Source organism: Prosthecobacter sp. (assembly GCF_020439865.1).
Lineage (GTDB): Bacteria > Verrucomicrobiota > Verrucomicrobiia > Verrucomicrobiales > Verrucomicrobiaceae > Prosthecobacter.
The window spans coordinates 1-17,193 of record NZ_JAGRPF010000135.1; the positions used below are offsets into that span (position 1 = coordinate 1).

The 17,193-nt window shown below is 60.0% G+C and carries 17 protein-coding genes; 1 reads left to right on the top strand and 16 read right to left on the bottom strand.

Annotation, left to right across the window (positions count from 1 at the left end):
- The 7 genes from KDL09_RS15735 to KDL09_RS15765 form a co-directional block, all read right to left on the bottom strand.
- Positions 1-186: hypothetical protein (locus tag KDL09_RS15735; RefSeq protein ID WP_294387051.1), on the bottom strand; the 186-nt coding region annotated here is incomplete at its 3' end.
- Between the two features lie 41 nt (positions 187-227).
- Positions 228-1,556: a neutral/alkaline non-lysosomal ceramidase N-terminal domain-containing protein gene (locus KDL09_RS15740; protein ID WP_294387054.1), complete on the bottom strand. Its 1,329-nt coding sequence runs from the start codon at positions 1,554-1,556 to the stop codon at positions 228-230.
- 42 nt (positions 1,557-1,598) lie between these two features.
- Positions 1,599-2,399 (bottom strand): aldolase/citrate lyase family protein, encoded by an 801-nt coding sequence (locus KDL09_RS15745; protein WP_294387057.1) that lies wholly within the window; start codon positions 2,397-2,399, stop codon positions 1,599-1,601.
- Positions 2,400-2,482: 83 nt separating this feature from the next.
- A complete protein-coding gene (locus tag KDL09_RS15750) occupies positions 2,483-4,315 on the bottom strand; it encodes a phosphoenolpyruvate carboxykinase (GTP) (RefSeq protein ID WP_294387060.1) in 1,833 nt (610 codons plus the stop codon).
- 89 nt (positions 4,316-4,404) lie between these two features.
- Positions 4,405-5,238: a BPL-N domain-containing protein gene (locus KDL09_RS15755; RefSeq protein ID WP_294387065.1), complete on the bottom strand. Its 834-nt coding sequence runs from the start codon at positions 5,236-5,238 to the stop codon at positions 4,405-4,407.
- Entirely contained in the window at positions 5,235-6,056 is an 822-nt protein-coding gene (locus tag KDL09_RS15760) for an SGNH/GDSL hydrolase family protein (protein WP_294387067.1), read from the bottom strand. Before KDL09_RS15760 ends, KDL09_RS15755 begins: the two co-directional genes overlap by 4 nt.
- Positions 6,057-6,058: 2 nt before the next feature.
- Complete coding sequence (locus KDL09_RS15765; RefSeq protein ID WP_294387069.1) at positions 6,059-6,775, bottom strand: SGNH/GDSL hydrolase family protein; 717 nt, start codon at positions 6,773-6,775, stop codon at positions 6,059-6,061.
- 108 nt (positions 6,776-6,883) lie between these two features.
- Here KDL09_RS15765 and KDL09_RS15770 point away from each other — a divergent pair, with 108 nt between their 5' ends.
- Positions 6,884-7,519 carry a DUF1080 domain-containing protein gene (locus KDL09_RS15770; RefSeq protein WP_294387072.1) on the top strand — a complete coding sequence of 212 codons (636 nt, stop codon included), beginning with the start codon at positions 6,884-6,886 and terminating at the stop codon, positions 7,517-7,519.
- Here the strand turns inward: KDL09_RS15770 and KDL09_RS15775 are convergent.
- From KDL09_RS15775 to KDL09_RS15815, 9 genes are all read right to left on the bottom strand, one after another.
- Complete coding sequence (locus KDL09_RS15775) at positions 7,500-9,329, bottom strand: monovalent cation:proton antiporter-2 (CPA2) family protein (RefSeq protein WP_294387074.1); 1,830 nt, start codon at positions 9,327-9,329, stop codon at positions 7,500-7,502. The two genes, KDL09_RS15770 and KDL09_RS15775, sit on opposite strands and share 20 nt — an antisense overlap.
- Before the next feature lie 61 nt (positions 9,330-9,390).
- Positions 9,391-10,266 (bottom strand): DMT family transporter, encoded by an 876-nt coding sequence (locus tag KDL09_RS15780; protein WP_294387076.1) that lies wholly within the window; start codon positions 10,264-10,266, stop codon positions 9,391-9,393.
- Positions 10,263-10,868, bottom strand: a complete 606-nt coding sequence (locus tag KDL09_RS15785; protein ID WP_294387078.1) for a nitroreductase family protein — start codon at positions 10,866-10,868, stop codon at positions 10,263-10,265. Before KDL09_RS15785 ends, KDL09_RS15780 begins: the two co-directional genes overlap by 4 nt.
- A 26-nt stretch (positions 10,869-10,894) precedes the next feature.
- Positions 10,895-11,800, bottom strand: coding sequence for a YceI family protein (locus KDL09_RS15790; RefSeq protein ID WP_294387081.1), 906 nt, complete (start codon positions 11,798-11,800; stop codon positions 10,895-10,897).
- A 35-nt stretch (positions 11,801-11,835) separates the two neighbouring features.
- Entirely contained in the window at positions 11,836-12,327 is a 492-nt protein-coding gene (locus KDL09_RS15795) for a VOC family protein (protein WP_294387082.1), read from the bottom strand.
- A gap of 2 nt (positions 12,328-12,329) precedes the next feature.
- Positions 12,330-13,406: an alkene reductase gene (locus KDL09_RS15800; protein WP_294387085.1), complete on the bottom strand. Its 1,077-nt coding sequence runs from the start codon at positions 13,404-13,406 to the stop codon at positions 12,330-12,332.
- Between the two features lie 74 nt (positions 13,407-13,480).
- A complete protein-coding gene (locus KDL09_RS15805) occupies positions 13,481-13,858 on the bottom strand; it encodes a hypothetical protein (RefSeq protein WP_294387088.1) in 378 nt (125 codons plus the stop codon).
- A gap of 37 nt (positions 13,859-13,895) precedes the next feature.
- Complete coding sequence (locus tag KDL09_RS15810) at positions 13,896-14,597, bottom strand: pirin family protein (RefSeq protein ID WP_294387089.1); 702 nt, start codon at positions 14,595-14,597, stop codon at positions 13,896-13,898.
- A gap of 80 nt (positions 14,598-14,677) precedes the next feature.
- Complete coding sequence (locus KDL09_RS15815; protein WP_294387091.1) at positions 14,678-17,014, bottom strand: PQQ-binding-like beta-propeller repeat protein; 2,337 nt, start codon at positions 17,012-17,014, stop codon at positions 14,678-14,680.
- Positions 17,015-17,193: the final 179 nt, after the last annotated feature.

The window sequence follows — 17,193 nt, forward strand, 5'->3', positions numbered from 1 at the left end:
GCTGAGGCGGAATCCGCGCTGTCCCGTGATCGCCTTGGCATGACACACGCCCGCATTGCATCCGGCCTTGGTGAGGATCGGCTGGATGTCGTTCACAAAGCTCAGCGGACGCGACGCCTCCGCCGAAAAGCAGGTTCCGGCGAGCATCGCGAGGAGGCAGGCAAACAAAGGGGATTTGAGGGGCATTGCGGGAAACCTACGCGCGCAAACTGGCTTTTCTCGCTGCCTCAATGCGGAGCAAGGAAGCCCTTCGGCATCACCGCGTGCACCGCGCCCATGATCCGCTCCTCGACATCCGGGGCGAACTTGGTGGGCCGGTCATAATAGACCATCGCCCCCGCGCCCTCGTAACCACCTTCGTCCAAAACGCGACGCGAGGGCACGTAGCACGGCACATCATTCGAGTAGCCGTTCACCCACATCCGCGAGCGATCAAACTCGCGCTTGATGCGCAGCGAGTAATCCACCGTGATCTCGCCGGGCAGGAAGACCATGGCCAGATCGTCACCAAAGCTCCAGCGCTGCACGAGGTAGGGCAGATGCGTCGGGATCTGCTCGCCACGATCCAGCCGCGCGAGATTCTTCTTTGCATGATAGGCGACCGCAGCCTTGGGATCCGCCGCGAGCGTCTGCCATTCTTCACGCGTCGGCAGCGTCGCAAAGGCGAGGTCGATCTGCTTCGTCTGGCACGTCATCGGCCCATTCACCGGTTTCATCTGTCCCTGCACCAACCGCTTTGCCTCTGCGCCGAGATTTTCGCCGTATTGCTTCACGAGTTCCATCGTGCGACGCGGATTAGGATTCTGATCCGCGCCACAACCGATCGCCGTCAGCGCAATCGCGCCGGGAAACTCACGCTGCAGCGCCTCCTGCGCGCAGCCGGCCCAGTCACCGTGAATCTCGTCAATGCCGATCGTCGTGCAGTGGCAGGCGTAGCTCGTGAAAATCGCCCGCACCTTGCCGTCCTCGCCGGTCACACGCAGCACGGGCAGATCATGATCCACTGGCTTAAAGGGGAAATTACGACGGTTCGCCGCGAAGCCGACCTCGCCCACACTCCAGGCCAGCGTCGCCGGCTGACGATCCGCGAGGGCTGCAAGCGCCACCTTCTCGATGTTGTCGGTCAGTTCACGTGTGTAGCGCTCGATGGCAGGCAGGTGCTCCGCCGGAATGTCCATGCCAAAGAGATTTGGCAGCACGCCGATGAGCATGGGTGCGCAATGCGTGTGGCTGGAGCAGATCGCAAAGCGATCGCCGGTCACCTTCGTCTTCGCGCTGAGGCGACGCAGCACTTCATCGCGCATTGATCCCGGCACGCCGACGTTGTCCACCGTCACCAGCACCGCCGGCCCTTCGTCATCACTGCCGATCGCGAGGGCTTTCGCAAAAATGTGCTGCGAGACGCCGGTGTTCGGCGCCCGCCGCCCTCCATAACCGCTGAGCCGGACCGGATAATCCGGCGTGATGTCCACGGATGCGGCGCCGGCTTGACGAGTGGTGTCGGCCCCAAATCCGGCGGCCGTGAACAGAAAGATTGCAGCAAGCAGAGGTTTCATGAGTGGCAATCACTACGCGGAGCCAGTCATGAGACTTGCCACTCATCCTTTCCGCAGCGCACCAAACACTTCGGTCATCGCGTCCTTGAGCAGCGAACTGTCGTTTGAATGGCAGATGAAGCGTGCGCCCTGCTTGATGGCACGAAGCTGCTGCTCCGTTTTGCCAAACCAGGAGCCGGCGGGAATGTGGCGCTTGTCGGCGGCGTCGATGACCTTCTGCACGTTGGCGATGAAATCCGGATGATCGTACTCGTTCGGAATGCCCATGTTCGTCGTCATGTCGTTCGGACCGATGAACAGGGCGCTCACGCCGGGAATCGCACAAATCGCATCCAGATTCTCCAATGCCCGCACCGACTCGATCATCGGCACGAACAACGTGTCCGCGCACTTCTGTTCGATGTAGTCGCGCGTCTTGTCACTCGGCCACCGGCCTTCCTTGATCGCACGCTCAAGCGCCACGCCCTTCAAGGGACGATAAACGGCGGCCGCCGCGAGCCGTTTGATCAGTTCCACATCCTCCGCATACGGAATGACCACGCCGTCGAAGGAATCGCACACCTTTGCCACATCATCCGCATCCCGGCTGTGCGTGCGTGCCAGCGTGGCGATGCCCTTTGTCGCCAGCGCATAGCGCAGCGGCATGAAGTCCGCGATGTCGAGCGCGTTGTGTTCCGCGGTGACGATGACGAAGTCAATGCTGCCGTCCGGGATGAAATCGACAATGGAGGGCACCACGGCATGCTGGACTAGCATGCCGAAGACCGTGTGGCCTTTGATCATCTTGTCCTTGAGGATGGCGGCAGGCTTCGATCCGGAGGCGTTGTAGGGCTGGGTGGTCATGGCTTGACCCTAACAAACGAACTCCACATCCCGGGTTATCCCGGGATTGCATTTCAAGCGACCGTCAGGCTCAAAGCCCGGCCTTACATCCGGCAGATCAGGAGCTCGCGCTCATAGATCAACTCCTTCGGCAGATGGCTCTTCAGATCGAGGAAGAGCTCTTCGTGGGACAAGATTTCAGTGCGCCAGGCAACGCGGTCGAAGCGCTGAAGCTCCTCAAATTTCTCTTTCGGGAAGTTGAGCCCCTTCCAATCGATGTCGTCATAATGCGGCACCCAGCCGATTGGCGTTTCCTTGGCGATACCACGGCCGTTCGCACGAGCGACAATCCATTGCAGCACGCGCATATTTTCGCTGAAGCCCGGCCACAGGAACTTGCCATCGGCGTCCTTGCGGAACCAGTTCACGTGGAAGATGCGCGGTGTCTCGCTCAGCGTGCGCTGCATGTTGATCCAGTGGCGGAAGTAGTCGCCCATGTTGTAGCCGCAGAACGGCAGCATGGCCATCGGGTCACGGCGCACCTTGCCGATGGTTCCCGCGGCGGCGGCGGTCATCTCGCTGCCCATCGTGGCGCCGGCATAGACACCGCCGCTCCAGTTGAAGGCCTGGAAGACAAGCGGCATCGTCGTGGCACGGCGTCCGCCAAAGATGATCGCGCTGATCGGCACACCTTCCGGTTTTTCCCAATCCGGATCGATCGTGGGGCACTGCGAAGCCGGGGCGGTGAAGCGCGAGTTCGGATGCGCAGCTTTCACGCCTTTCTCCTTCGCGATTTCCGGCGTCCACTGATTGCCCTGCCAGTCGGTGCATTTGGCGGGCGGCTCGTCGGTCATGCCTTCCCACCACACACCGCCGTCAGGCGTGAGCGCGACGTTCGTGAAGATTGTGTTCTTCCGCAGCGAGGCCATCGCGTTGGGATTCGTTTTGTCACTGGTGCCGGGAGCCACGCCGAAGAAGCCGGCCTCAGGATTGATCGCGTGCAACCTGCCGTCGGCACCCGGTTTGATCCACGCGATGTCATCGCCAACCGTCCAGATCTTCCAGCCTTTGTCGGCGAAGTACTTCGGCGGAATGAGCATTGCGAAATTCGTCTTGCCGCAGGCGCTCGGGAACGCCGCGGCCACATAGGTCTTCTTCCCCTTCGGATCCTCGACGCCGAGGATGAGCATGTGCTCGGCCATCCAGCCTTCATCGCGAGCCATCGCGGAGGCGATGCGAAGCGCGAAGCACTTCTTGCCCAGCAGCGCATTGCCACCGTAGCCGCTGCCGTAGCTCCAGATCTCGCGAGTTTCCGGAAAGTGGACGATGTACTTCTCCTTGTTGCAGGGCCACGGGACGTCCTTCTGCCCCTTGTTCAGCGGGGCGCCGACAGTGTGCATGCAGGGCACGACGCGCTGCTTCGTTTTGTCGATCAAATCAAACACCTTCTTCCCGATGCGCGCCATGATGCGCATGTTCACCACCACGTAGGGCGAATCCGTGAGCTGCACGCCGATCTGCGACATCGGCGAGCCGACCGGGCCCATGCTGTAGGCCAGCACATACATCGTGCGTCCACGCATGCAGCCGTTGAAGAGCTTGCGAAGCTTCTCCTTCATCTCAAAGGGGTTCATCCAGTTGTTCGTGGGACCGGCTCCGTCTTTGGAGTAGCTGCAGATGAAGGTGCGCTCTTCCACGCGGGCGACGTCGCTGGGATCGGACTTCGCGTAGAAGCAGCCGGGCCAGGTCTTTTGATTCAACCGGATGAAGGTTCCGGCCTCGACCATTTCATTGCAGAGGCGGTCGTATTCAGCCTTCGAGCCATCCACCCAGTGAATCCGGTCCGGCTTGCACAGCGTGGCCATTTTGGCGACCCAACGCTGAAGGTGAATGTTTTTACTGAGAGGCTTCGAGGAGGGAGTTTTGACTGATTTCATGGCATGCGAGAAGAACCACCGCAAGAACGCGGAAAGCGTGCCAATGTCCAATGCTCAAGTCGTGCCGATCTTGTGCAGTTCGCACATCATCACGGCTGCAATGCTTCATCCTGTCCCGCCGCCCAGAGAATGCCGCGCGGAATGAGATGCTCCAACCCCGGTGTGTTTTCCGGATGCGGGCTGGAAATGAAGACGCGTCCTCGGCCAAAAGTGCTGACGGCCTGTGCGGGTGAATTCACCATGACGCCCTTCGGCGTGCCGTTTTCCGCAAGTTCGCTGCGAAACAGCGTCAACGGCCGGTAGGCGGGGATGTCCGCGCGTGTCCCCGGCTTGATGATGGGACCGTTGGCGTAGCGCACCTTGAATTTGCCATTCACGTCGCCAAGCAGCGGCCTGCCGTCCACGGTCACCTCCAGATCGACGAATCCGCGTCCACGCATCCATTTGTTCGAAACGGTGCCGGCGTTCAAGATGCCGAGACCCCATGAGAAGTTGGAACACGCGAGGTAGGCGCCGGCGCAGATGCCGCAGTAGCCACCGCCACCGCGCACATACTCGCGCACGTTCTTCAAACCGGCCTCTCCAATGCTCTTCGACTGCTGCGAGCCGCTGCCGCCGGAGAACACGACGACATCAAACTGCTTCAGATCGATCGTGCCCATCTCGGCCGCCGGAATGCGGGTGACCTGCGCTTCGGGCAATGTTTTGAGCACGTTGATGACATTGTTGATGCCGTCACCAGGAGCACCCTTGCCGTCAAAGATGCCCACCTTCACCGGCTTTGGCTTCGCGGGCGGCGAAACGATCGTCTTACCGCCGTTGATGTCCGGCGGAATGTCAGAGCTCGAGCTTTTCGGCTTCGCCTCCTGCGCATGAATCGCCAGCGACAGGAAAAGACTGCAGGCTACGAGACGGAGCTTCATGGCTGGGAGAGTTGTTCGAGAATCGACTTCGCCACCTGCTGTCCCATCAGGGCGTAACCTTTGGCGTTATAGTGCACGTCCTGCGGATTGGCGATGCCTTCGAGTTGCGGCTTGAGGAAGGAATACAGGTCGTCGATGACGACTCCGTTCTTCTTCATCACACGCAGGGCGATTTCATTCTTCTCGGCGATCTGCGTGACAAGTTCAGGGCCGTCCTTAGTGTCAGGCGGCACGGGCGTGGTGGTGGCAAAGATGAGCTTCGCACCTGTCTGCTTCATGCGTGCGATGAGCGTCTCAAGCCGCTGCTCGTAGTCGGCGGCGGGTGTTTTACGGTCGTGGATGCCGAAGTTGAAGTGGATCACGTCCCATTTGCCGTCGCCGAGCCAGATGTCGATCTTCTTCACGCCGTTTGCTGTGGGCCCGCAGTTTTCCGGCGCACGATGCACGTTCGCCTTTCCGGCGAGAGCCTTGCGCGTGTCGATCGTGTAACCGCGCGAGATCGAATCACCAATCAGCAGCACAAGCGGCAGCTTGGGATCATCCTGGACGAAATCCCAGGCGTTCGAGCGCCCGGCTATTTTGTCCTTCTTGTGCAGCGGCAGATAAAAGCCGTTGCCAAGGTTTTGTTCGAGCACGGTTTCCCATGCCTGCTGGTCGGCAGGCAGAGTCGCCTTCCATGCCTGATACTTTTCATCGACCGCCTTGTCCTCCGCCGCCTTCTTAGCGGCGGCCTCGGCGGCATTGGTGGGTTCGTTTTGCGATTTGATCTGCGCGTTGAGGGTCGCAGCGGAGAGAAGGAGAAGAACCAGCGGCTTCATGATCACTTCTTCGGAAGGTATTCGGTGATCATGGCGGCAACCTTCTCCGCCAGGTAACGGGAGCCTTCGGGAGTGTAGTGAACGTTCGCAGGGAGCTGCGCATCCGGCTTGGCGGAGGCGTGCGCATGCAGATCGTCGGTGGGAATCCCTGCAGCCTTCATCACTCGGGCGGCGGCCTCATTGTACTTCAGCTCATCGTCCTTGATGCGACCATCCGAACCTTCGGGAACGGGCGTCGTGTTGCACCAAATGAGTTTCGCGCCGGTGCCTTGCAGGATTTTGACCAGTTCGGTCAGGTTCTTCTCATAATCCGCCAGCAATACCTGCTGATGCGAGCCTTCCGCTTTGGGATCCGCACGCACCGGCGACTTCTCGCTGATGTATTTCAGGTCGTGCAGGCCCCAGTTGAAGTGAATCACGTCCCATTTCGAATCCCCGAGCCACTCCTTGAGATGTTGCAGTCCATTCGTCGTCGGGCCGCCGTTCGTCGGGATACGATGCACGTTGGCCTTGCCCTTGAGCATCTCGCGCACGTCGAGCGTGTAGCCGATCGAAATGGAGTCGCCGATGAGAAGCACACGAGGCAGGCCGGGCACGTCCTCGATCTTGGCGAAGGCCGGACTCGGTGCGCGTTTTTTGGTGGCCTTCGGGGCGGGCTTGGGAGCATCGGCGGCAATGGCCGTTCCAGCGATCAGGGCGAGAAGCAGGATGGATTTCATGAGACGTGATGAAACGCATGAGCGCCGCTAGAATATCACCCCGTTAAAAAAGATGATGGCAAAGACGGGCGCACCGCGTTTGATGGGCCACCTTCCAACCCACCCACCATGCGCACGCTGCTTTCCCTCCTTGCCCTCGCTTCCTTCGCCACCGCCGCCGAGCCGGTTTACCTGACACTCGCCGATTTCACCAAGGCCGATGGAGCAGCTCCCGGCGAAGGCTGGGCCACGGAAGGCGACAACACGATCCATCTTTCTGGCAAAGGCGCAGGACTGCTGATCTCCAAGAACGAATACACGAACTTCGAACTCGAATGGGAATGGAAGCTCAATGAGAAGGGCAACAACGGCATCAAATACTGGGTGACCAAGATCGGCGGCAAAGAATGGCTTGGCATCGAATATCAGATGATCGACGACAGCGGTCATCCGGATGGCCTGCGTGGCGGTTCACACACCACAGCTTCCATTTACGACATCAAGGAATGCGTGAAGGACAAGCGCGTGAAGCCGGCCGGCGAATGGAACACGAGCAAGATCATCGTCCAGGACGGCAAGATCCAGCACTGGCTCAATGGCGCTCTCGCCGCCGAAGCCGACACCAATGCGCCCGAGTGGAAGGAAATGATCGCGAAGAGCAAGTTCAAGAACAAGGAGGGCTTCGCCCCCGGCCACGGCAAGATCATGCTGACCGAGCACGGTGACGAAACCTGGTTCCGCAACATCAAGCTGACGGCGAAGTAGGTTCCGTCTTGTCACGCTCAAACAACTGCGTGAGTTCGATACGCCGTTGTCGCACGATGCTGGCATAGGCGTCGTCATCGTCCTGAACCGGGATGAGCATGTGGAAGGTCTCCTCGTCGTAGACTTTCCACTGCTTCATCGCACGCTCAAGCTCGTCGCGCTGCCTGCCGAGCACGCACAACGCCTTGGTTCCGAGCTCGAGCGCGCTGTGCATCTGCTCATGCACGATGTCCTCCACGTTCAGGCCGAGCCCGCGCAGTTCGAACCGATGATCAAAGTCATAGGCACGGGCCAGGATGCGCACGTTTGGAAACTTCTCCCGAATCTCCGCGATGAGCTGCGCCACCTTCGCACGATCGGCCAGAGAGATGATGAGAATCCTCGCCTCGGCGATGCCCGCGGCATGCAGCAGATCGAGGCGTGTGGCGTCGCCATAGAACACCTTGAAGCCAAAGTTGCGCAGCATGTCCACGTGATCAGGATCACTCTCCAGCACGGTCACTTTGACACCCTGCGCCATCATGAAACGGCCGACGAAGTTTCCAAAGCGGCCAAATCCGGCCATGATGACGGGCGCGTGCTCGTCGATGGCATCGGGCGCACGTTTCTCCATCACGACCGCCGTGAACCGCGGTGCGATGACCTTTTCATAGAGCACGAAGAGCAGCGGCGTCACCGCCATCGAGAGAGCCACGACGGCCACGAGAAGTTTCGACGTTTCCGCATCGAGAATGCGCTGCTGGATGGCCATGGAGAGCAGCGCGAAGGCAAACTCTCCGCCCTGCGCCAGCGCCAGTGACAAAAGCCAGCGATGACTGCCACGGATCTTCAGCACCGAAGCAATCGCAAACATCACCGCTGCCTTCATTACGATCAGTCCGGTCACCAGCAGTCCGATGACCACCGGTCGTGACGCGATCACGCTGAAATCCAGCGAGGCACCGACCGCGAGGAAGAACAGGCCGAGCAGCAGACCTTTGAACGGCTCCAGGTTGCTCTCCAGTTCATGACGATAGTGGCTTCCTGCCAGAACCACTCCGGCGACAAAAGCGCCCAGTGCCGGAGACAGTCCCACCTGCTCCATCAACAATGCAACACCGACGATCAGCAGCAGGGCGGCCGCCGTGAGCAATTCGCGCAGTCCCGTTTTCGCCAGAATCGCAAACCCGCGCGGCACGATGAACTGTCCGGCGATCACAATCGCCACCACCGCTCCGAGCGTGACGAGCGGCTGGGCCCAGTGCGGCAGATCTTGCAACCAGCCGTGATGATCACTGCTCACACCGCTTGCCGCGAGCAGCGGAAACACGGCCAGCATCGGAATGACGGAGATGTCTTGAAACAGCAGCACGGCGAACGAATCGCTCCCGCCGTCGGTGCGCATGAGCGCCTTCTCCTGCAGCGTCTGAATCACGATGGCGGTCGAGGACAATGCGAGGATCATGCCGACCGCAATGGCGGGTTTGAATTCCAGACCGCATGCCATCGCCACGCCCATCACTGCCAGTGCAGTAAACACGACCTGCATGCCGCCGAGGCCAAAAATCGGCCCGCGCATGCGCCAGAGGCGCGAGGGTTCCAGCTCGAGGCCAATCATGAACAGCATGATCACCACGCCAAATTCCGCGAAATGCATCGCCTCCTCGCCCTGCGATCCCCCGACCCACCCGAGCACGAACGGCCCGATCAATGCGCCGCCAATGAGATAGCCAAGTACGGATCCCAAACCCAGCCGATGTGCCACCGGCACCATGAGCACCGCGGTGGCGAGGTAGATAAAGGCAGATAGGAAGAAACTGGGATCGTGCATGCGCGAGTGGCCGGATGTAGGCACAGAAGCATTCGTTACGCCAAAAAAAGAATCAGGAGGCTCACCTTCCCCGCGCCATCCAAACACCCGTCACCGCCACTCCCATGCCGACGAGCGACAGGCCGGTCAGCGTTTCGCCAAAAATGCCCCAGGCCATCAGCGCCGTCACCGCGGGCACGGTGTAGAATAGGCTCGCCACATTCACCGCCGTGCCGCTGCGAATCAGGTGATTCAGCAGGCTGATCGCGCCGATGGAGAGCACCAGCGCCACCCACAGCAGTGCGAACACAAACTGCCCGCTCCATTCGACGCGCATCGTTTCGGTAGTGAACGCCAATAGTGCGGTCACCATCAGGCTCGCCGCATACTGCACCACCGTGCTCGTGCGCAGATCAAAGCTCGGGCAATGCCGTTTCTGCCACATCGTTCCCGCCGTGATTCCTATCAGTGCCAGGATGGCGGGCACCGTCATGACAAAGGTAAGCCCGCTGCCGGTCTTGTGCGCCACCACCAGCGCCGTGCCGACAAATCCGAGCACCAAACCCGCCCATTGACGCGACAGCACCCTTTCACCCAACGCCACTCCGGCAAACGCTGCTGTAAACAGCGGTTGCATCGACACGATCAAACTCAAGACCCCCGCCGGCAACCCGAGCCGCAGCGACCACACACAACCGCTCAGATATAGGGCGTGAATCAGCAGGCCCGCGAAAGCCACATGCAGCGTTTGCGCCCGTCCCTTCGGCCACGGTGCACGTGTCACCAGTGCGATCGGCGTCAAAATGGCGAGCACGATGCAGTAGCGCAGCATCAGGAACGTAAACGGTTCCGCATACGGAATTCCCAGCTTCGATCCGATGAAACCGCTGCTCCACAGCAGCACAAACAGCCATGGAATGACGACGTTCCAGCCCGCGGATCGAGGCGGCGCACTCATCCAAAGGTGTTCTGAATCACCACCTCATCGTAGGAGAGCTGACCCGGCTTCGGCCATGCAGGCTGGGTGCCTTTGCCGACGGCGATCATGAACGAAATGACGTGGTCTTCGGGAAGTTTGATGATTTTGGCCACAGCATCGAAATCAAACCCGTCCATCGGGCAGGAGTCGTAGCCCATGGCTTTCGCAGCCAGCATGATCGTCATGCCCGCGAGGCCGCAGGATCGCATGCACTCGTCGCGCTGCACCTGCTCCTTGCCTTCGTAATACGGTCCGATGGCAGGCACGAGAAAGTCCTGCACAGGCTGCGGCGCATTCTTCCAGTAGCGGCCCGGATCCTTCTTCCACGCGTCTTTATCGGCGCACATGACGATGAGCAGCGAAGCCTCCGTGACTTGCGCCTGATCCCACGCGACGGCACGAATCTGCTTCCGCACTTCGGGGTCGAGCACGGTGACAAAACGACAGTGCTGGATATTGAAAGCGGAGGGCGCCAGCATCGCGGATTCGAGAAGCTGACGAATTTCCGCGTCAGTCATGCGGTGGTTGGGATCGTAGTGCTTGATGGCGCGGCGGGCGTGAATGGCGTCGAGGGTGTTCATGGGGGGGATAAGAATGGGGAATCGTTTCAATGAGCGTTTTCAATTCGTTTCGCCTGAATCTTCAGATGCAGGTGAATGTGATCATTGACGACATGTTTGCCGAGAAAGGCGAACAGCCTGCCGGAGCCGTAGTGGCTGCCGAACTGGGTGCGGTCGAGTTCGATCTGTGCCTGACCCGTGAGGTGATCCGCATCTGCCGCTGCGATGACCGCGGGGAAGCTCAGCGGCCTGGCGACACCGCGCAGCGTCATCATGCCGTGCAGGGTGTAGTTCGGCGTTCCAGGTGTGCAGGACGGCAGCGGTTCCGCCCGTTCGCAGACAAATTCAGCGGACGGAAAGCGTTCCACGGCGAAGAAATCGTCGTCGCGCAAATGGCGGATGAGCATGGCATTGTAGGCGGTGTCCACGAGGTCCTCACAGGCGATGCTGTTCATGTCGAGCGTGAACCTCGCAGCCTTCAACCCGCCGTTTTGCACCTCGATCCGACCACCGGCCAGTTTCACCGTGCCCTGATGATGATTGAAAAGATTGCGGCCCGTCCAGCGCACGACGCTTGTTTCTGTATCGATGTCGAAAACGCCACCGAGATCATTCGATTCCTCCACGATCCCGGAACCTTCGACGGGGAGATCCTCCTTGAGCCACTCGTTTAGACCGCCGCGAAAGTCGCAGACGTTCGTGTAACCGGCCCTCTCCAGCTTTTCCGCCGCCACAGCGGAGTCGAGCGAGGGATCGCCCGCGCCATACACGATGATCAGCGAATCCCTGTCTGGCACCAGCTCCTCAACTTTGGACACGAAGACCATCTCGTAAACACAAGCGTTCACAGATCCCGGCAGATGTTGCTGCACGAAGTGCTCCTCAGGCAGCACATGAATGAGCTTTGCCCGGTCCTTAAGGGCACTGACTTCACTGGCATTGATATGTTTCATGAGTTCCTCCGGGTTGGTTTGAGTTTAAGCAGGGATCACTGGGATGCAGCCTCTGCGAGCAGCGCATCGAGATCGAGGGGATCTGTGGTCATCGAGAGCTCACCCTTTTCATCACGTGGCCATTCGGATGGATCACGATCGACGTAGAGTTCGAGGCCGTTGCCATCGGGATCGTGAAGGTAGAGCGCCTCGCTCACGCCATGGTCGGCGGCTCCATCGAGCGGCACCTTGTGCTCGATCAGACGGCGCAAGGCGTCGGCGAGTGATTTGCGATCCGGATACAAGATGGCGACATGATACAACCCGGTGCTGCCACGTGGCGGGGCCTTGCCACCCCGGCTTTCCCAGGTGTTCAGGCCGATGTGATGATGATAGCCACCTGCTGAGACGAAGGCCGCACCCGGCCCATACCGCTGCGTGAGCTCGAAGCCGAGCACGCCGCAGTAAAACGCAAGCGCCCGTTCCAGATCGGCCACTTTCAGATGAACGTGGCCGATGCGGACGCCAGGATGGATGGGCTTGCTCATGATCAGGCCGCCATGGCGGGGTAGTCCGTGTAGCCTGCGGGACCGGGAGAGTAAAACGTCGCTGCATTCGGCGCATTGAGCTCCGCTTTCGCCGCGATGCGGGCAGGCAGGTCAGGATTGGCGAGGAAGCTGGTGCCGAAGGCGACAGCATCGAGCTGTCCAGCCGCAATAGCCTGTTCCGCTTCATCCGCCGTGTAGCCCATGTTACCGATGAGCACGCCTTTGAAATGATGACGGGCGGGCGTCATGACATCGCCGCTTTGCGCCTGTAAGAAGTCACTGCGCATGACATGCAAGTAGGCGAGGCCGCGAGCGCTTGCCTCTTTGGCGATGTATTCGGTTATGGCCACGGGATCGCTGTCGATCATGCTGTTGTAGCTGTTCAGCGGCGAGATGCGCAGTCCCACTCGATCCGCGCCCCAGACGCTGATGACGGCATCGACAACTTCGAGCATCAAACGGGCGCGATTCTCGAGGGGGCCGCCGTAGGGACCGCTGCGCTTGTTCGCGCCATCGCGGAGGAATTCATCGAGAAGGTAGCCGTTGGCTCCGTGGACTTCGACGCCGTCGAATCCGGCGGCTTTGGCATTCTCCGCAGCTTTTTTGAAGCCTGCCACGATGCCGGGGATTTCATCGTCGCGAAGTTCGCGAGGTGTGACGTAAGGCTTCTTGCCTTCGGGCGTGTGAACTTCATCACCGGTGATCGGGATGGCACTCGGTGCGACGGGTTGCGCTCCGCCATTGAGCAAAGGATGGCAGGCACGGCCGCCGTGCCAGATTTGCAGCACGATACAACCTCCTTTGGCATGCACGGCATCTGTGACGAGCTTCCAGCCTGCGACTTGGGCATCGGAATAGATGCCGGGCTCCATCCAGAAGGAGGAGTTCCCCTCAATTGCCATCGTCGCCTCGGCAATGATGAGTCCGGCGCTGGCGCGTTGGGCGTAGTACTCGGCCATCAACGGCGTAGGAACGTGGTCGGCGTCAGCACGGCAGCGTGTAAGGGGTGCCATGAGGATTCGGTTTGGCAATTTGAGGGCGCCGGCTTGAACTGGAGTGAAAAGAGAGGGGTGGGACATGGTGATCAGATGAGGGTTTGAGAACAGAAAAACGAGCCGGATTCAGTGACGAATCCGGCTCGCGAGCGGACGCATCATTTCGCCGCGAACAGGGTGCTAATGAAGTCTTTGCGGCTGGCCAGAGTCACCAGTGACAAGACGCCGAGCACTACGGGCATTTCGTAGCCTCCTTTGACGAGAAAGAAGTGATACAGGGCGATATTGATCACAACCGGACCGAGCAAGGTAAGCGCGAGGTTCGTGAAGCGTCCGCTGAGGAGCAGCAGACCACCGCTGACTTCGAGCACCTTCACCACGGTGAGGTAACCGCTGCCGTAAATGGCGAACATGAAGTTTGCAGCAGGACCTTCCGGCGGCGGCGGGATCGGGATGAAGTGGAGCCACATGTTGGCACCGAAGACGGTGAAGATGAGGCCAAGGAGCAGGCGGGTGATGGTGGGGATGTGTTTCATAACGATGGGTTTGTTTGATGGTTTGGAATGGGGATTTTCAGGCGAGGTCGAACAGGAGAGCTTCGGCGTCTTCGCCTGCGGTGAAGGTGAGCGTGCCTGCATCGTCGGTGCTGACAGCGTCGCCGGGATTCAGTGTAGCCTCATTGGCCTTCACGCTGCCTTTGATGAGCTGCAGCCAAGCACCACGACCCGGTCGAACGTCGTGCGTCACGGATTCGCCGGCCTTCAGGCGCACGCGATAGATGTCGGCATCCTGATGGATGGTGGCGCTGCCTTCGCGGCCGTCGGAGGAGATGACGAGCACCTTGGCGGCGGTCTCATGTTCCGGCTTCGGATGCCATTCGGTATAGCTGGGCTTCAATCCGCTCTGGCGCGGACGAATCCAGATTTGCAGCAGGCTGCCGGCTTCGGTCTGCGAAGGATTGAACTCGCTGTGCGTCACGCCGCTGCCCGCGCTCATGAGCTGGATCTGGCCGGGCTTGAGCACACGGCCGTTGCCCATGCTGTCCTTGTGCTGCAGCGCTCCGTAGAGGATGTAGCTGAAGATTTCCATGTCGCGATGCGGATGCGTGGGAAATCCCGCGCCGGGCGCGATCACGTCCTGATTGATGACACGCAGGCTGCGGAAGCCCATGTGCGCCGGATCGTAGTAGTCGGCAAAGCTGAAGGTGTGATAGGAGTCGAGCCAGCCGTGGTTGGCGTGGCCGCGTTCATTGGAGAGGCGAAGTTTGAGTTTCATAACGACGATGCTTTCGCGCATCCGCCGTCATTCCTCCAATGCCACTTGCTTCACAAGTTCATGCTGTCAGGTAATCAAACTCACCGGCCACCTTTGATCACTTTCACCAGCGGACGATAGCCGTATTCGTTCAGCAAAGCGATGCCGCCGCGGTCGCTGGAGTCGCGGGCGACGTCGGACCAGGAGTTCAGCGCGTTGTAGATGCTGTCCATCGCGGCTTCGAGCGATTCGGCACGGGCGGCGGGATCGTGAGCCTTGTAGAGCGCCTCGATGGCGCTCATGAAGTGGAAGGTAAACTCCAGCCGCTTCGCATTGTAGAGCGTGAAGCTGCGCGAGCCTTCGCGGGCACGGGTGTTGGCGCGATACATCTCGTTCATCGCCGTGGCGTAGAAGGTCTTCGCCTCCGTGAGCCAGTCGGGCAGGCTTTTCTTCGAGTTCAAATGACGCAGCAGCATGTCCGGCGCGGGAATGCCGAGTTCGGGATCGTTCTGCGCGATGAGCTGCGAGGCTTTGTCGATGGCCTGAAAGCCCAGCCACATGCGCTCGGCCACGCCCTCGCCGCACATCGGCGTGACGAAGTCGCTCAGCGCCTTTTCACTCGCGAAATCATTCTTCGGCAGCACGGAACCCGCCACCGGCTCCGTGGCGATGATTTCAAAACCGAGTTTGCCCGCATGCTCACGAAAACGGGCCGTGATGGCGGTCACATCCGCATTTCCGAACGTGGACGCACCATGGAAGGCTTTACGCCCTCCCGTGTCGCCATCGACTCGGATTGGCGTGAATGGCGCGATCTTCGCCGGAATGGCGATGGTGGTGTATTTCAGTTTCTGGAGACGCTTGAGAAGCTGCTCGAGTTCCTCGGTGCTCCACGACTCCTGTCCCATCGCGTTGCCGGTGTAGCCATTCCACACACGCGATCCGTGCGCAGGCTGTGCGGTGATTTCGACGACATCCGCCGGCATCACTGCTGCCTTTCCGACCTCTGCCAGTGTTGGCGTTGAAGCGCTGGCAGACACGCAGACAAGGCTCTCCCGCGTGCGAATGAACAAGCGACCGTCTGCGATGCTCGGCGTGGCGATGATCTCCTCGCCGATGTCGTTTTTGCCGAGCACCTTCATCTCCGGACCATCTTCGAGCACGACGACAAAGCCGTTCTTGCCAGCAATGAACACCTTGCCATCCGCGGCGACGGGCGAGGCGAAGTAATCGCCGAAATTGCCGAGACGACTGCGATCCCACAGCGTTTTGCCATCCTTGGCGTCGTAACAGCTCGACATGCCGCCGCCTTTCACGAGGTAGAGACGGTCGTTGAACAACAACGGCGAGGCGATGTTCGACGGCGTCTTGTGATCGAGGTTCCACAGCACATGCGTCTTCGTCACATCGCCGCTGCCACCGCCTTTGATGGCCTGAATGATGTTCCCGCCGACCGCCATGTTGTCAGGCGATTGAAACGCCGTGTCGATTTCATCGGGATCAATGAGCCCGTTCTTGTTCTTGTCGGACGCGTCGAAACGCTCATGGAACTCCTTCGGCGTTTCTTCGCGTGAAAGGACCTTGTCCTGATTCGTGTCGAGCCATTCCAGCAGCGCGTATTTCAGCGTGCGCGTTGAATCACCGTAGCTCTGCACGGCGATGTAAATGACGCCATCATGCACCACCGGCGAGGTCATGATCGTGCGCAGCAGCGTGTTGCAGGTCCAGAGTTCCTTGCCCGTTGCCGGATCATAGCCTTTCAACTTGCCGCTGCCGGCGATAACGAGATCCGTGCGGCCATTCGCCTCGCACAGCACCGGCAGCGCATAACCGGCGAGCATGTCCTTGCGCGGCGTCCGCCACTTCTCCTTGCCCGTTTTGGCATCGACGGCGACCAGGAAGGGCGCAAGGTCATCATCCTGACAGAAGATCACCATGCCATTGTAAACGATGGGTGATGACGCTGCGCCCCAGTCCATCAAATAAGCCGGACGCGGCAGCGTATGACGCCAGACTTCCTTGCCCGTCTCGAAATCGAACGCCAGCAGCCCGATCGTGCTGAAATAGACATACACGCGCTCGCCATCCGTCGCAGGGGTCGAGGACGCATGACTGTTTGGCGGTGTGATACGTGGCAGCGTACCGGTGTCGAAATCGCTTTGCCAGAGTTGCTTCCCGCTCGCGGCGTCAAAACTGAACACGCCGAGCTTTTGGTCCCCAAGCATCGCCGTGGTGAACACGCGGCCGTTTTTGATGATCGGTGAACCGATGCCGTCGCCAATCTTCGCCTTCCACGAGATGTTTTTGTCCGCCGAAAACTCCTGGGGCAACCCTTTGGATGACGAAACGCCGCTGCCATTCGCCCCTCGAAACTGTGCCCAGTCCTCGGCTTGAAGAGTGATGGAGACCAACAGGACAGGAAGAATCGCGGCTTTCATGCGCCAGCCACTACGGAGCGCAGTGGCCGGCTATATCCTAAGACGTGTTTGAAAACTGCGGGTTCTGGGTTCGACGAGGCTAAGTAGTCCTCTCGCTCCGCAGGAGGAACGCAACGCTTCCGACGGTTCGATCGTCTTCGAGTGATTGAAACGTGTGGCCGATGTCGGGCTCCATGGGC